We start from the raw sequence: 13,060 nt of genomic DNA on the forward strand, positions 1-13,060 counted from the left end.
CGTCGAACCGCCCATTTTCACCGACTCAGAGCAGCGCTCTCGAAACGTGTAGTGCAACGTCCGGATCCACGACGAACAGGTACGCCGCGAACGCCAGCGCGGGCGCCCAGACCGAGCGCGACCGCTCGTACCCGACGCAGGCGGCGGCTCCGACGACCGCGTAGCTGACGCCACTGGCGACGAAGCCCGGCGGATACCACCGAAACGCGGAGGCGACGATCAGGGCGAGCGAGACGAGGAGCGCGCTCGCCGACGCCGCAGCGATGGGCGTCGCGACGGCGTCTCGTCTCTGCTGCAGGATTCGGGTGGCTCGGATGGCGAGCATCGCTGCCAATACTGCCAGAAAGACGACGACAGTAGCGCGCACGACCGTCGGGGGCGCGTCGACGGTCCGGCTGAACTCGCCGGATCCCCACGCCGTGACGCCGATCAGTGCCGTGACCGCGGCGGTGCCAGCGGCAGTCCCGACGCGATCGCGCAACTCCTCCTGAACGGCGCCGTTGTACAGGACACCCAGCCCGACGCCGACGCATAGGTTCGGAAGCACCGCGTTCCAGAGCAACTCGCTGATCCGAAGCTGTGGCTCCGGGGCGAACACGCCGACGAACGTCGGTCGGAAGACGGGGTTCCCGCCGACTTCGAGCGCGACGACCCATCCGACTCCCGCGAGCGCGGCGATGAGAATCGTGAGGGCCGCCGCAGGGAGGGCATCGCGCTTCGGAGTTCCGATCCGCAGGTCGATACCGCGACTGCTGGCGTAGAGCAGCCCCGCACCCGCCGTCACGCCCCCGGCCAAGAGAGAGCCGACGACGTCCCCGGGGAACGCGGGAAGGTCGACAGCGCCGTGCAACAGGTACGCGCCGAACAGGAGCAACATCGCCGTCGCCCCGGCGAGCGTGAACAGTTCGTGTCGCTCCGGGGCGGTCCGTGTCGGACGCAGGCGACGGCGCGCGGCGTAGGCGGCGCCGAGTACCGTCAGCCCGAGCGCCGCATACACGACCGCGCCCACCAGCTGCGGAGCGAGTGCGTCCGACAGCAGCCCCCGTGTAGCTTCGAACCCATCTATGACGAGTTCGCCCAGTAAGCGCGACGCGAGCAACACGATGAATAGCGATCCGTACTCGCGCAGCTCGGGGCCGCTTTCGGCGTCGACCGACCGATGGAGGGCCTGCAGGATCATAGTCAGAGTACCCGGCCGTGTGGTAAAAAAGTACGTCACGATGGCGGTGATAAAAAGAACCGGAGCAAAAACGGATTCCGGACGGTCGAAGCGCGATTGCCGACTACTCGTCGGCGTCGCCGTCAGCGTCGACAGGCTCTCCACCGTCGGTCGCGACGTCGGCGTCCTCCTCGCCGCCGTCGGTCATCGGGAGGAGCTTGTTCTCGCCGAACCAGTCCCACTCGCGGCCTTTCATCCCGTGCTCTGCGAGGTCCCACGGGTCGTCGTCGGTGACCTTCGGTCCTTCGAGCCAGGAGGTCACGAAGTTCCACAGGAAGATCAGCTGGCCGACGAACAGGATGATGGCACCGAACGTGGCGATCTGGTGGAGGTCGGTGAACATGCCCGTCGGGCCGATCGGGAACTCGTAGTTGGCGTACTTGCGGGGCATGCCGCCGTAGCCCAGCAGGATCATCGCGAAGAACACGACGTTCGTGCCGATCATCGTGAGCCAGAAGTGCCACTTCGCGAGGGCCTGCTGGTACATCCGGCCGGTGTACAGCGGGAACCAGTAGTACAGGCCCACGAACACCGAGAAGCCGATGGCGCCCATCACGACGTAGTGGAAGTGCCCGACCACGTAGTACGTCTCGTGGAGCACCAGGTTGACGGGGGTCGCGGCGAGGAACACGCCGGTGACACCGCCGATGATGAAGTTCGAGACGAATCCGATGCAAAACAGCATCGGCGCCGTAAGCTTGACCGACCCGTTCCACAGCGTCGTGATCCAGTTGAACGTCTTGACCGCGCTCGGTATGGCGATCGATAGCGTCACCGCCAGGAACGCCCCCTCGAGGCGCGGATCCATCCCGGAGGCGAACATGTGGTGAGCCCAGACGCCGAACGATAGCACCCCGATCGCCAGCGTCGAGTAGACGACGAACTTGAACCCGAACAGCTTACGCCCCGCGAATCTGGGCAGGACGTAGCTGATGATCCCCATCGGGGGCAACACCAGAATGTACACTTCGGGGTGACCGAAGAACCAGAACAGGTGCTGCCAGAGGATCGGGCCACCGCCGGCGGGATCGAAGAACAGCGTCCCGAAGTTACGATCCGCGAGCAACATCAGCAGCGCGCTGCCCAGCAGCGGGAACGCGAACAGGATCAGGCCGGACTGGGTGAGAATCGTCCACGAGAGGATGTCGAGGTTGTGCCAGCCCACGTCCTCGCCGCGCTCGGTGAAGATGGTCGCGATGAAGTTGATCGCGCCCATCGTCGCCGAGATCCCGGAGAGGTGCAGCCCCAGCATCATCATGTCCGCCCCAGCGTTGATGACGCCGTTCGGTCCCGCGGGCGTCCCCATCGCCGTGCTCGAGGTCGATAGCGGCGGGTACATCGTCCACGACGTCTGGGCGCCGGCGACGGCGTCCATGAACGGCGCGAGGAAGAAGCCGCCCCACACCAGCAGTGCGGCCGGCGGGAGCAGCCAGAACGCGATGGCGTTGATCCGCGGGAACGCCATGTCGTCCGCGTCGATCAGGATCGGAATGAAGTAGTTCGCGAACGCGGCGATCACGGGCGTCCCGAACAGGAACAGCATCGTGATGCCGTGGCTCGTCAGCAGGGCGTTGTACGTCGAGGCGCCGATGATCGTCTCGCCCGGGAGGCTGAGCTCCAGTCGCATCAGCATCACGGCGATACCGCCCCACGCGAACGCGATCACGGCGTACGTTCCGTAGAGCATGCCGATGTCCTTGTGGTCGACCGTCGTCAACCAGCGCAGGATCCCACCCGGTTTCTCCCGATGCCCGTGGGCCGTCTCGTCGCCGACCCCGCCGCCGCCCGCCGGGGTGTACGAACCCCAGCTCTCGAGGCGCGTCAGCCCCGCGGCGACGGCCAGGAGGAAGGCCCCCATGAGGACTGTCAGGATTACTTGTCCGTTTACCATGCACGGAAGTCAGGATTGCTTGTTAAAGAAAGGTTCGTCTTTCCACTGCCGAACGTATTCGGTTCGTGCAATTCGTGTGCCCGCTTACCACGGGTTTGCTGTCGGGTAAACGCGGCAGTGTGAGAACGACGACCGCTCGAACTGTGGACGCTCGACGGCGCGAACGGTCAGTGCTCGTCCTCGCCGTAACGCCGCTCGTCGCGCTCGACAGCCTTTCCGGAGATGTACGTCAGCACCAGCAGCGCGATCAGGATCAGTCCCATGATCGAGAACTGAAGTGTGCTGAACACCGGGTCGAATCCCCAGGGGTTGGCGAAGATGTACAGCCCGGAGAAAAACACCAGGATGCCCAGCGGGATGATGTTGACCGATAGGTCGAGCAGGGCTTCCCGGTCGAACGGTTCGCGTGACATTACGCGTCGGTTGCGGGGCGGGCCAGAAATAGATTCTGTTTCCAGCCGGTCGCCTCGCCACTGCGCGACGGCGTCCTCGCGGCACCTCACCACTCGATCGCGTCCGGCAGGTCGCCGAACCCGTCGCCGTCGTACCGGTGGGCGGTCCAGCCCGCGACTCGCGCGCCTTCGACGTCGGCGTCGTCGTCGCCGACCATCGCATACGCGTCGGCGTCGAGGCGGTCTTCGACCTCGCGGAACGGCGCCACGTCGGGCTTGTGCGCGCCGACCTCGTAGGAGGCGACGAACGCGTCGACGTGCTCGTCCAGCCCGTACGCGTCAAGCTTGTGGCGCTGCCACTCGGGGACGCCGTTGGTCAGGACGCCGATGCGGAACTCGCGTCCGAGACGTTCGAGGTCCGCGGCGGCGTCCTCGTGGGGCTGGCACATCTCAACTTCGCGTTCGCGCAGTGCCGCTCGAAGCTCGTCGGGCGCGGCGTCGAGATCCAACTCCGCGAACGCTTCGTAGATCGGGTCGGGCTCGCAACGCTCGAACCGGTCGTAAAACTCGCGGTCGTATGCTTCCAGAGCTCCTTCGGGAACCTCGGCGACGACGTCGGTGATGGCGTCTCGGAGTACGCCGCCGTAGTCGCGTGTGAAATGCAGCAACGTACCGTCGAGGTCGAAAACGATCGCTCGCTCGGCGCTCATCGTAGTCGAGAACGATCGTGTCGGTGCAATAAGATGTCGGTTGGCAGAACGGATTGAATCGCCCCGCTTACACGCCGGGCTGGGCTCGCGTCCGCGAGCGGCCGACCACGGCGCCGACGACGCCGATGACGCCGGCGGTCGCTATCGAGAGCCCGCGCAGCGCGAGCGAGCTCCCGTCGAACGTCAGCGCGCCGCCGCCGAGGCCGAGCGAGCCGCCGACGTAGAAGAACACGCCGATCCCGACCACGATCAGGACCGCGGACATCCCGGCGAACACGGGCCAGGGGCTCCCGACGTACTCGGTCTCCCTGAGGATGCCCGCGATGCTCCCCAGCAGGAGCAACAGGCCCCCTACGGCCACGGGATACAGCCCCAGGATGACGCCGATCTCCGAGAGCGGGAGACCGAGCGCGATCAACAGCGGCCACGGACTCGACTTCCGGTACTGATCGCTCAGTCCGGGCTCCTCCGTCATAGGTCGACCTAGCGGCGCGACGTATAGAAAGCCACCGGAATCGCGAGGCCGGCCTCGGGCGCTCGCGGCGATCGGGGTCCTGTCGAGGCAGCGATCGACGTGGGGCACTTCGTCGGCGTCCGGCAACGTTCCGAGCCGCCCGAAACACGACGTTACGCCGCGCTTACTCCGAACTGCCGGTTCGGGGGCACCCAAGACATATATCCGCTCGACGGCCTACCGGGACACATGCCAGGCGTACGAGTGGCCGGGGTCGGTGTGACGGCGTTCGGGAACGCGCCCGAACGGACCGGTCGGGACCTGTTCGGGGAGGCGAGCGCCGAAGCCTTCGCCGACGCGGGGGTCGACCGGGTCGACGTCGAGGCGCTCTATTATGGAAACTTCATGGGGGAACTCGCGGAGCACCAGGGCCACCAGGGGCCGCTGATGGCCGAGGCCGCGGGGATCCGCGCGCCGGCGACGCGCTACGAGACGGCCTGCGCGTCCAGCAGCGCCGGCGTCCGACAGGCCGTCAAGGACGTCCGCAACGGCGAGGCAGACGTGTTGCTCGTCGGCGGCGCCGAGCGCATGACCAACCTCGGCACGCAGGGCGCGACGGAGGCGCTGGCGATCGCGGCCGACGACCTCTGGGAGGTCCGCCAGGGGATGACGTTCCCCGGCGCGTACGCGCTGATGGCGCGGGCGTACTTCGAGCAGTTCGGCGGCACCCGGGAGGACCTCGCGGAGATCGCCGTCAAGAACCACGAGCACGCCCTCGACAACGACCAGGCCCAGTACAACAGCGAGATCAGCGTCGAGCAGGTGCTGGACGCGCCGATGGTCTCCGAACCGCTCGGGCTGTACGACTCCTGTCCGATCAGCGACGGCGCCGCGGCGGCCGTCCTCGTCAGCGAGGAGTACGCCGAGCGCGAGGGGATCGACGCCCCGGTCGCGATCACCGGGACGGGACAGGGCGGTGATCAGCTCGCGCTGCACGACCGCGAGCACCTCGCGACGTCGCCGGCCGCCGACGAGGCTGCTGTGGAAGCGTACGCCGAGGCGGAGATCTCGGCTACCGACGTCGACCTCGCGGAGGTCCACGACTGCTTCACGATCGCCGAAGTGCTCGCGATCGAGTCGCTCGGCCTGTACGAGACGGGCGAGGGCATCGACGCCGCGACGCGGGGCGAGACCGCGGCTGGCGGCGAGAATCCGGTCAACCTCTCGGGGGGTCTGAAGGCCAAGGGCCACCCGGTCGGCGCGACCGGGGTCGGTCAGATCGCGGATGTCGTCAAACTGTTGCGCGGCGATCACGTCAACAGCGATGCCGTGCCCGACGCCGACGTCGGGGTCGCGCACAACGCGGGCGGGACGGTCGCCAGCGCCGTCGTCCACGTCATGGAGGTCCAAGAATGAGTGACAGCGAGGACGTCCGGAACGAGGGGTTCGACGACGCGCTCGACGCCATCGCGGCCGACGAGGGCTACTTCCTGGAGTGTTCGAACGGCCACGGCTCGCTGCCGCCGCGACGGGTCTGCCCGGACTGCGGCGACGTCGACCTGTCCGAGCAACCGCTCCCCGAGTCGGGCGAGATCGACACGTACACCGTCACGCACGTCGCGACGCCGAACTTCACCGACGACGCGCCCTACGTCGTCGCGATCGCCGACTTCGGCTCAGTCAGACTCACCGGCCAGCTCCGCGACGTCGCTCCCGAGGCCGTCGAGACCGGACAGGTCGTCGGCGTCGACGTCGAGACGACCGAGACGACGGGCGAGCGGCTGCTGGTGTTCGAGCGTCGGTGAGACGGGCCGGAAAGTAAGCGTCGGTACACGGACCGGCGCGGTCGTTTTTTAGTTCTGGTCCGCTATCGCGAGGTCGTCGGCCAGCAGCGTGAGCACGGCGTCGGGATGTTCGACGTGGGGCAGCAACTTCGCGTAGTCGACGACGACCAGCCGCGCGTCGGCGTGCTCGGCCAGCGTCCGCCCCTCGCTCAGCGGCGTCGTCTCGCTCTCGCGGCCCCAGACGAGCGTCGTCGGCACGTCGAGCGCTTCGAGATGTTCGTCGAGATTCTCGTCGGGATCGAGGAAGCCGCTGATGAACGACGCCATCGCGTAGCGCGCGCCGGGCTGGTGGGCACTCTGCCAGCGGTCCTCGACGTAGCTGTCGTCGACGTTCTCGGGATCGAAGAAGCCGTGGTCGGCGCTGAAGTAGCGGATCCCCGGCTTGCTCGTCACGAGATTGAACATCGCGGTGCCGACCAGCGGCGTCCGCAGCAGACTACGCAGCCAGACGCGCTGGCCCGGCATCGACTCGTCGGTCGGGCAGATCAGGACGAGCCGCGAGACGTCGACGTCGCGGGCGGCCTGGACGGCGTAGGAGCCGCTCAGCGACGACGCGAGCACGATCGGCTCGTCGGTTAGGTCCCGCAGGAAGTCCGTGACGAACCCCTCGTACAGCGACGCCGAGTACACCAGCGGCGGGCGATCGGAGCGCCCGAAGCCGGGCAGATCGGGGACGAGAACGTGGTGCTCCTCGGCCAGCGTCCCGGCGATATCGGCGAACTCGCGGCTCGACGCCGCGGCGCCGACGCCGTGAAACAGCACCATGTCGGGATCGTCGGGATCGCCCAGTTCGGTGTACGCGATGTCCATGCCGCGCCAGCGGTAGGTGCGGTGTTCGCCGTGCACGCCCGGCTGGGGGTCGTCGACCGATCTGGCGATCGCGCGATTCGCGAGCGCGGTCGCGCCGACGGCGCCGGCGGCACCTGCGAGGAGGGTTCGGAGCTTCATACCGTGTTCTTAGTTCTGAGTCGACTTAGATGGGGTGGCTTCGGCGAGATGGCTGACCGGATCGCCCGATCAGTCGGCGTCGCGCTCTCGCTCCTCGACGCACTCGCGCAGCGGACCGAGCAGGTCGTCGGCGACCTCGTAGGGGTCGGTCTCGCGGGCGACGACGGTGTCGACGAGTTCGTCGATGCCGCCGCGGCGCTCGATCTCCTCTTCGAGTAGCCCCGCGGCGTCGTCGCGCAGCAGCGTTCGGATCTCCTCGGCGTACCGCGTCCGTTCCAGCTCGTCGGCGCGCCCCGTCGCCGCGACGTGCTCGCGGTGGGCCGTGAACGCGTCGAGCACGGCGTCGACGCCCTCGCCGCGCGTGGCGACCGTCTCGACGATCTGCGGGGACCACGTCGCCGCCTCCCCCTCCACCGTGTCGAGTGTTCCCGCGGTGCTCTCGGGGTTCTCGTCGGCGCCGCCGTTCGGCGTCGATCCGCCGCCCGGACCGTGCTTGTCCGCCCCGAGAACCGGGTTCACGTCGTCTCGTAGTTCGATCATCTCCCGGAGTTCCTTGACCGTCCGGTCGGCGCCGTCGAGATCGGCCTTGTTGACGACGAACACGTCGGCGATCTCCAAGATGCCCGCTTTCAGCATCTGGACGGTGTCGCCGCTGGACGGCGGGACGAGGACGGCCACCGTGTCGGCGGCCCGCACCACGTCGATCTCGTTCTGGCCGGCGCCGACGGTCTCGATGATGATCCGGTCCTTGCCGAAGGCGTCCAGCGCTTTCACGGCGTCCGAGGTAGCCGTCGAGAGCCCGCCGAGGTTCCCCCGGGCGCTCATCGATCGGACGAACACGTCCATGTCGCCGACGGTCGACGCCATCCGGATCCGGTCGCCCAGCACCGCCCCGCCGGTGTACGGCGAGGAGGGGTCGACCGCGATGACGCCGACGGTCAGCCCGCGGTCGCGGTACTCCTCGGCGAGCTTGTCGACGAGCGTGGACTTGCCCGACCCCGGGCTACCGGTGACGCCGACGACCGCCGCGTTCCCGGTGTGCTCGTGGAGCGCCGAGACGAGCTCGCGGTAGCCCGGCGCGCGGTTCTCGATCTTCGTGATGACGCGGGCCAGCGCGCGGTGGTCGCCGTCGAGCAGGTCCGCGATCAGCGCCGGCGTCTCGTCTGCGTCGGCGATCTGCTCCCCCTGGCCGTCGCCGCTCATCGTTCGGGTGCGTTTTCGCGAATGAACTGGATCGTCTCTTCGAGCTCGGTTCCCGGTCCGAACACCTCGGCGACGCCCTGCGCTTTGAGTTCCGTTTTGTCCTCGTCGGGGATGACGCCGCCGACCAGCAACAGCGTGTCCTCGAACGCGCCGTACTCCTCTAACCCCTCGACGACCTTCGGGATCAGGGCGTTGTGTGCGCCCGACAGGATCGAGATGCCGAGCACGTCGACGTCCTCCTGGACGGCGGCCTGAACGATCTCCTCGGGCGCCTTGTGCAGCCCGGAGTAGATCACCTCGAACCCGGCGTCTCGGAACGCCCGGGCGATGACGTGTGCACCCCTGTCGTGGCCGTCCAATCCGACCTTGGCCACGAGACAGCGGATCGACCGTTGCTTCTGGTCGGCGCTCATACCTACGAGTAGTCCGGCGAATCGTTTAAACGTTGATGATAAAATCGGCCGGTTCCGCGGCGCCGCGCGATCCGATGTCGGCGTCGTGCGGTTCGGCGTCGGCGTCACGCCGGGGTGCCGTCCGGCGTCGTACCGGATCACGAGCGGGCCGATCGATGCGCTTTTGATCGGTCTGCTCCGATCGACGTTCGCCGCACCGAAGCGACAGGAAAATAGCGGCCGCTTCCTAACCCCCGGGCATGGCGACAGCAACGCCGCGCCAACGAGTCAAGGACAACGTCGGGGCGGTCACCGCACTGCTGACGGTCGTCGGCTACGCCCTCGTCGCAGCGACGTTCGGGGGCTGGCTCCCGCTGTTCCCCGAAATCTCCGAGTCGGGCGTCAGCCTACTCGGCCACGCGATCGCGGTCGTGAACACGCTGGCGGTCATCTGTCTCTGCGCGGGCTGGTACTGGATCCGCAACGGCGAGGTCGACAAGCACCGGGCGGCGATGAGCGCGGCGTTCGTGCTCATCATCCTCTTCTTGCTGATGTACCTCCCGAAAGTCGGCGGCGGCGGCCAGAAGGCGATCGCCGACACCGTCCCCGATCTCGTGCGCTACGGCTACTTCGCGATGCTGTTCGTCCACATCGTGCTGTCGGTCGTGACGATGCCGGTCGTGCTGTACGCGTTCCTGCTCGGGATGACTCACACGCCCGCGGAACTTCGGAACACGCCCCACGCGAAGGTCGGGCGGATCGCCGCCGGATCGTGGATTCTCAGCCTCGTGCTCGGCGTCGTCACGTACGTCATCCTCAACCACGCGTACGGCTACACGTTCGAGCCGGCGCTGTTGGCGGTCCCCCTGTAGCCCCGCAGTTCTCCTCCTCGGGCAGTTTTGACCCGGCTGGCGGCGTCGCCCTACGCCGCCGGCCGGTCGTTCGTTCTGGGCAGCAGGAACTCGACGACGTTTCCTCTGGGATCGTTCGCCTCAAAGCGGAGTTCGCCGCCCAGCGAGTCGACACACCACTGCATCACCCAGAGGCCGATCCCGGAGCCGTGGTACGTGCTGTTCGTCGTCACGTCCTCGTCGAGAACGTCGATTTCGACGTCCGAGATCGTCGGTCCGTCGTCCGCAATCTGAACGCGACCGTGCTTGCTCTCCGGATCGTCTCTCACGGTCACGGTCACGTTCGGCACGTCCCGATCGTTGTGGATGATCGCGTTTTCGATTGCGTGTCCGATCGCGTAGTCGAGGCCGTTGTCGGCGGTCACCCAGACGTCGGACTCCGCCTCCACGGTCAGGTCGGCGTCCGGGTGACCAGATCGATGCTCCTCGACGAGATTCCGGACGAGGTCGCCGAGATTCGTGGCCTTGCGCTTCGTCGCCTCGGGGTCGGCGATCTCTTCGATCTGGTGGATCGAGTCGCTCATCGTCCCGATCTCCGTGGCGATGTCGAGGATCGTCTCGACCTCGTCTTCGAGCCGCGCCTGATCGATCGCCGTCTTGAGCCGGTCGGCGTACCCGATGAGCAGGTTCGCCTCGTTCCGGAGGTTGTGTCGGACGACGCGGTTGAGGAGATGTAGACGGCGCTCACGTGCCTTGTAATCGGTGATATCGCGCACCTCGGCCAGCACACACGAGGTCCGATCGATGGACGACCGTTCCAGGCGCACCTGGACCCAGATGAGTTCGCCGGTCGATCGTCGTATCCGCCACTCGAACTCCTGTGGATCGCCGTCGGCGGCCGCACGGATCCGGCGCAGCGCCTCCGCCTGGGAGAGCGTCGTCGAGGGCGGGGTGTAGTCTCCCACGTTCATCTGCTTGAGTTCCTCGAGTGAATAGCCGTACAGTTCCTGCACGCGCTCGTTCGCGTCGAGCGTCGCGCCCGTCTCGGGATCACGAAGCGTGATCCCGACGTTGAGATCGTCAAATGCGTCCGGCAATGCCGGGTCGCCCTGCCCGTCCATAGTCGCAGTTGGTACCGGACAACTAAAGTGCGAGTGTTCCCCCGAATATCGAGGGTTTTTCACTTGACAATTCGCAGGACGGCGGCCGATCGGTGCGCTCAGTCCGTCTGCGGGATCGCGTACGCACCCACCGCGAACGAGAGCACCGCCAGCACCGCGAGTATCAGCAGCGGGCCCACTGGGTCGCCACCGTAGCCCGGCGTCAGCGACCGGACGCCTCGCGCGAAGTACGTCAGCGGCGAGAGGTTCTGGAGCGGACCGAACCACTCGGGCAACATCTCCGGCGGGACGAACGTGTCGGAAAGAAACAGGAGGGGAAGCCCGATCGTGTTGCTCGCGGTGACCGCGCCGTCCTGCGATTCGGTGACCGCACCCAGCACCGCGCCGACGCCGCAAAACAGCACGACGCCGAAGACGATGAACGGGACGAGCAGCGGCGACAGCGGCAGCGCGGCGCCGGTCAGGACCGCGACCAGCACGAGTACGAGCAGGCTAGCGATGCCGATGATGACGGTGTTGACGAGCGTGCGCGCCGCCAGCCACTCGGCGCGGGACAGCGGCGTCGTCGCGAGCTTCTCGAAGCGGTTGCCCTCGCGGTGGCGCGCGACCGTGCTGCCGAGCCGCGAGAGCGGCGTAAAGAGCACGACCGTCGCGACGTAGCCCGGCACGTAGTACTCGGCAGGCTCGGTGAACAGGCCGCCGCCGCCCGGGTCGGTGCGCACGAGCGCGCCGAAGATGACGATCAGCAAGACGGGGAAGAAGAAGGTGAAGAAGACGGCCGTCTTCCGGCGCAGGAAGGATCGCCACGCGGCGTCGAACTCCGCGGCGACGCGCCCGGTCGTCGTCATCGCGACTCACCTCCGTCAGAGCTTCGCGCTGACGTCGTTCGAGGACCGTTGGCCCTCTCACCCCCGGGCACCGCCCTGCGAGCCCGAGCCGCGGCGTCGCCGCCCGCGCCGCCCTCCTCGTCGCCGGCCAGTTCCATGTAGACGTCCTCCAGACTCGGCTCACGCCAGGTGAGCGAGGAGTAGGCGATCCCCCGACTCTCCATCGTCTCGACCGCCGTACCGATCTCGGTCGGATCGATCCCGGTGATCTCGACGCCGCGCTCCGTCGGCGTCGCAGCGACGCCGTCGTCGGCGAGGTCGGCCGCGACCGTCTCGGGATCGGGCGTCGATGCCATCGTCGCCTCGCTGTCGGCGCCGTCGGCGTCCAGTTCGACGTACAGCCGCGCGTCGCCGCCGTGCTCGCGAACCAGTTCCTCGGGCCGGCCGATCGCGACCAGCTCGCCGCCGGCCAGCAGCCCGACGCGGTCGGCCAGTCGCTGGGCTTCGTCCATGTCGTGGGTTGTGAGAAACACCGTCGTCCCGCCGGCCGCGAGCGCCCGAACGCGCTCGGCGACGGTGCGGCGTCCCGCGGGGTCGATCCCGGTCGTCGGCTCGTCCAGAAAGAGGAGCTCGGGGTCGTTGACCAGCGCGGCGCCGAGACAGACCCGGCGCTGCTGGCCGCCCGAGAGCTTCTCGTACCAGGTGTCGGCGTCGTCGGCGAGTCCCACCGTCGAGAGCACCTCGTCGGGAGCGATCGCGTCGTCGTACAGCCCGGCGTAGTACTCGATCAGTTCGCGCCCGGTCAGGCGCCCCGGCGGCGAGAAATCCTGCGGGAGGACGCCGATCCGCTCTCTGGCGACGGCCGTCGGCGCCTCGCCGAACACCGTTACCGAGCCCTCCGTGGGCGCCGTGGTCCCGGTCAGCGCCCGAACGAGCGTAGTCTTGCCCGCGCCGTTCGGCCCGATCAGCGCGAACACCTCGCCCGCGCGCACCGTCAGCGTGACGCCGTCGAGCGCCGTCGCGTCGCCGTAGCGTTTCTGCACGTCCTCGGCGACGAGCACGTCTGTCATACCCGAGTCTCGGGAGTCGACGCGAAAAGGCGGTTCGGTTTGGGCGCCGCGGCCGGCTCGGCGTCGTCCGTCGCGTCGCCGCTTCGGAGCCGGCGTCACACCGGCGTCCCCGTCGCTTCGGAGCCGGCGTCGTCGCTT

Annotated in this window: 14 protein-coding genes; 3 read left to right on the forward strand and 11 right to left on the reverse strand. The window is 67.8% G+C overall.

Features of this window, described 5'->3' with window-relative positions:
• Nucleotides 1–25: 25 nt before the first annotated feature.
• The 5 genes from NO931_RS00810 to NO931_RS00830 all read right to left on the reverse strand — a co-directional run bounded on the left by NO931_RS00810 (nucleotide 26) and on the right by NO931_RS00830 (nucleotide 4,687).
• Entirely contained in the window at nucleotides 26–1,180 is a 1,155-nt protein-coding gene (locus NO931_RS00810) for a hypothetical protein (protein ID WP_256390721.1), read from the reverse strand.
• Nucleotides 1,181–1,283: 103 nt separating this feature from the next.
• A complete protein-coding gene (locus NO931_RS00815) occupies nucleotides 1,284–3,077 on the reverse strand; it encodes a cbb3-type cytochrome c oxidase subunit I (RefSeq protein WP_256390722.1) in 1,794 nt (597 codons plus the stop codon).
• A gap of 200 nt (nucleotides 3,078–3,277) precedes the next feature.
• Nucleotides 3,278–3,523, reverse strand: coding sequence for a DUF6684 family protein (locus NO931_RS00820; protein ID WP_256390723.1), 246 nt, complete (start codon nucleotides 3,521–3,523; stop codon nucleotides 3,278–3,280).
• An 86-nt stretch (nucleotides 3,524–3,609) separates the two neighbouring features.
• Nucleotides 3,610–4,212, reverse strand: coding sequence for an HAD family hydrolase (locus tag NO931_RS00825; RefSeq protein WP_256390724.1), 603 nt, complete (start codon nucleotides 4,210–4,212; stop codon nucleotides 3,610–3,612).
• A 67-nt stretch (nucleotides 4,213–4,279) separates the two neighbouring features.
• Nucleotides 4,280–4,687, reverse strand: a complete 408-nt coding sequence (locus tag NO931_RS00830) for a DUF7541 family protein (RefSeq protein WP_256390725.1) — start codon at nucleotides 4,685–4,687, stop codon at nucleotides 4,280–4,282.
• Nucleotides 4,688–4,915: 228 nt separating this feature from the next.
• Here NO931_RS00830 and NO931_RS00835 point away from each other — a divergent pair, with 228 nt between their 5' ends.
• Both NO931_RS00835 and NO931_RS00840 read left to right on the forward strand, forming a co-directional pair.
• A complete protein-coding gene (locus NO931_RS00835; RefSeq protein WP_256390726.1) occupies nucleotides 4,916–6,082 on the forward strand; it encodes a thiolase domain-containing protein in 1,167 nt (388 codons plus the stop codon).
• A complete protein-coding gene (locus NO931_RS00840) occupies nucleotides 6,079–6,471 on the forward strand; it encodes a Zn-ribbon domain-containing OB-fold protein (RefSeq protein ID WP_256390727.1) in 393 nt (130 codons plus the stop codon). The genes NO931_RS00835 and NO931_RS00840 overlap by 4 nt, the downstream gene beginning before the upstream one ends.
• Before the next feature lie 48 nt (nucleotides 6,472–6,519).
• Here NO931_RS00840 and NO931_RS00845 read toward each other — a convergent pair whose 3' ends face one another.
• From NO931_RS00845 to NO931_RS00855, 3 genes are all read right to left on the reverse strand, one after another.
• Nucleotides 6,520–7,458, reverse strand: coding sequence for an alpha/beta fold hydrolase (locus tag NO931_RS00845; RefSeq protein WP_256390728.1), 939 nt, complete (start codon nucleotides 7,456–7,458; stop codon nucleotides 6,520–6,522).
• Nucleotides 7,459–7,527: 69 nt separating this feature from the next.
• Nucleotides 7,528–8,661, reverse strand: coding sequence for a methylmalonyl Co-A mutase-associated GTPase MeaB (gene meaB, locus NO931_RS00850; RefSeq protein ID WP_256390729.1), 1,134 nt, complete (start codon nucleotides 8,659–8,661; stop codon nucleotides 7,528–7,530).
• Entirely contained in the window at nucleotides 8,658–9,074 is a 417-nt protein-coding gene (locus NO931_RS00855; protein ID WP_256390730.1) for a cobalamin B12-binding domain-containing protein, read from the reverse strand. The genes meaB and NO931_RS00855 overlap by 4 nt, the downstream gene beginning before the upstream one ends.
• Before the next feature lie 239 nt (nucleotides 9,075–9,313).
• Between NO931_RS00855 and NO931_RS00860 the strand changes: the two genes are divergently transcribed.
• Nucleotides 9,314–9,925: a DUF420 domain-containing protein gene (locus NO931_RS00860; protein ID WP_256390731.1), complete on the forward strand. Its 612-nt coding sequence runs from the start codon at nucleotides 9,314–9,316 to the stop codon at nucleotides 9,923–9,925.
• Between the two features lie 50 nt (nucleotides 9,926–9,975).
• On the opposite strand, the gene NO931_RS00865 is transcribed toward NO931_RS00860, so the two are convergent.
• From NO931_RS00865 to NO931_RS00875, 3 genes are all read right to left on the reverse strand, one after another.
• On the reverse strand, nucleotides 9,976–11,025 hold the full coding sequence (locus tag NO931_RS00865) for a PAS domain-containing sensor histidine kinase (RefSeq protein WP_256390732.1): 1,050 nt from the start codon (nucleotides 11,023–11,025) through the stop codon (nucleotides 9,976–9,978).
• A 98-nt stretch (nucleotides 11,026–11,123) separates the two neighbouring features.
• A complete protein-coding gene (locus tag NO931_RS00870) occupies nucleotides 11,124–11,873 on the reverse strand; it encodes an ABC transporter permease (protein ID WP_256390733.1) in 750 nt (249 codons plus the stop codon).
• Nucleotides 11,870–12,922, reverse strand: coding sequence for an ABC transporter ATP-binding protein (locus tag NO931_RS00875; protein WP_256390734.1), 1,053 nt, complete (start codon nucleotides 12,920–12,922; stop codon nucleotides 11,870–11,872). Before NO931_RS00875 ends, NO931_RS00870 begins: the two co-directional genes overlap by 4 nt.
• Nucleotides 12,923–13,060 lie beyond the last annotated feature (138 nt).

Source organism: Natronoarchaeum rubrum, assembly GCF_024494695.1.

What these genes read in the sequence shown, in the direction of transcription:
- NO931_RS00810 (WP_256390721.1), bottom strand. Translation starts at nt 1,180, where the DNA reads ATGATCCTGCAGGCCCTCCATCGGTCGGTCGACGCCGAAAGCGGCCCC.
- NO931_RS00815 (WP_256390722.1), bottom strand. Translation starts at nt 3,077, where the DNA reads ATGGGGGCCTTCCTCCTGGCCGTCGCCGCGGGGCTGACGCGCCTCGAG.
- NO931_RS00820 (WP_256390723.1), bottom strand. Translation starts at nt 3,523, where the DNA reads ATGTCACGCGAACCGTTCGACCGGGAAGCCCTGCTCGACCTATCGGTC.
- NO931_RS00825 (WP_256390724.1), bottom strand. Translation starts at nt 4,212, where the DNA reads ATGAGCGCCGAGCGAGCGATCGTTTTCGACCTCGACGGTACGTTGCTG.
- NO931_RS00830 (WP_256390725.1), bottom strand. Translation starts at nt 4,687, where the DNA reads ATGACGGAGGAGCCCGGACTGAGCGATCAGTACCGGAAGTCGAGTCCG.
- NO931_RS00835 (WP_256390726.1), top strand. Translation starts at nt 4,916, where the DNA reads ATGCCAGGCGTACGAGTGGCCGGGGTCGGTGTGACGGCGTTCGGGAAC.
- NO931_RS00840 (WP_256390727.1), top strand. Translation starts at nt 6,079, where the DNA reads ATGAGTGACAGCGAGGACGTCCGGAACGAGGGGTTCGACGACGCGCTC.
- NO931_RS00845 (WP_256390728.1), bottom strand. Translation starts at nt 7,458, where the DNA reads ATGAAGCTCCGAACCCTCCTCGCAGGTGCCGCCGGCGCCGTCGGCGCG.
- meaB (WP_256390729.1), bottom strand. Translation starts at nt 8,661, where the DNA reads ATGAGCGGCGACGGCCAGGGGGAGCAGATCGCCGACGCAGACGAGACG.
- NO931_RS00855 (WP_256390730.1), bottom strand. Translation starts at nt 9,074, where the DNA reads ATGAGCGCCGACCAGAAGCAACGGTCGATCCGCTGTCTCGTGGCCAAG.
- NO931_RS00860 (WP_256390731.1), top strand. Translation starts at nt 9,314, where the DNA reads ATGGCGACAGCAACGCCGCGCCAACGAGTCAAGGACAACGTCGGGGCG.
- NO931_RS00865 (WP_256390732.1), bottom strand. Translation starts at nt 11,025, where the DNA reads ATGGACGGGCAGGGCGACCCGGCATTGCCGGACGCATTTGACGATCTC.
- NO931_RS00870 (WP_256390733.1), bottom strand. Translation starts at nt 11,873, where the DNA reads ATGACGACGACCGGGCGCGTCGCCGCGGAGTTCGACGCCGCGTGGCGA.
- NO931_RS00875 (WP_256390734.1), bottom strand. Translation starts at nt 12,922, where the DNA reads ATGACAGACGTGCTCGTCGCCGAGGACGTGCAGAAACGCTACGGCGAC.